This is a genomic window from Leptospira soteropolitanensis (assembly GCF_026151655.1).
Taxonomy (GTDB): domain Bacteria; phylum Spirochaetota; class Leptospiria; order Leptospirales; family Leptospiraceae; genus Leptospira_A; species Leptospira_A soteropolitanensis.
In genome coordinates this window covers 1-933 of record NZ_JAMQPN010000080.1, presented here as the reverse complement: position 1 = coordinate 933, position 933 = coordinate 1, and the positions used below count along the sequence as shown (strand labels likewise).

Here is a 933-nt window from a genome sequence, read left to right as displayed (position 1 = left end):
TATGAAAACAAAAACAAATATTGCAATTTTTCTCCTCTTACTTAGTATACAAATCTTATCAGAAGATTTAATCAAACAGACAAATAAGTTTATTTCTAAAGATAACAAATACAGAATTGAAACATCCTATTCAGAATCAGATCCTGATTGTAAAAATCAGCTTGGTGCGATTTTTGATCTACCACGAAACCGATGGATATGCCAATTTAATATTAAAAATATAGCTGAAAACAAAATTGAATACTCAATAAAAGCCGGTGATTTTGAAAGTGGAAAACAAAAATGCTATCCTCCAAATTTTGAATTAGGAATCGGATACGGTTTCGATTACTGGACTTTTGATAATAAAATTGTTTATACCGAACATTCAGGTTGGTTTTCTGCAAACGAACTGTCTTTAGAAACTTATGAATTTGATTGGAAAAAATGTAATCTTTTAAAGCTTGGATCTTTCGAATTTCACCCATTAGATTATGATCAAAAAATAGGCACTATCTATTTCCTATCATCTTCAAAAAAACACTATATTTTATTTCATGACGGACAACGAAATGCAGGATATGTAGGTGAATTGAAATCTGGTAAAAAGCTGAATATAAATGAATTCTTTAACTTCAACAAAAAATATATTAGAAGACTTAATGAGAATGTAGAGATATTATTTGAAACAAAATCAGAAAATATAAAATGCTCATACTCTTTTCCAATTGCAATTGCACAATTTAGCAATCAGAAAATTAAAATCGATTTGATTAACGATAAAATTGAAATTGAACAATGATACTGCGCATAACAGCGACTTACCGCTACGCTTCGGCACAAGGCCTCGCTCGGCCTGCGGCAAATTCCCTTTCTGTCACTCGCATGCATACGCAAGCTACGTGCCAGTCCCTAACGTCCCGTTCCGGGACTCAGGGTCAGGGAACTTCGGTA

At 32.8% G+C, this 933-nt stretch carries 1 protein-coding gene; it reads left to right on the top strand.

Annotation, left to right across the window (positions count from 1 at the left end):
* On the top strand, positions 1-781 hold a 781-nt coding region (locus tag ND811_RS19400), incomplete at its 5' end, for a hypothetical protein (RefSeq protein WP_265353615.1).
* Between the last annotated feature and the right edge of the window lie 152 nt (positions 782-933).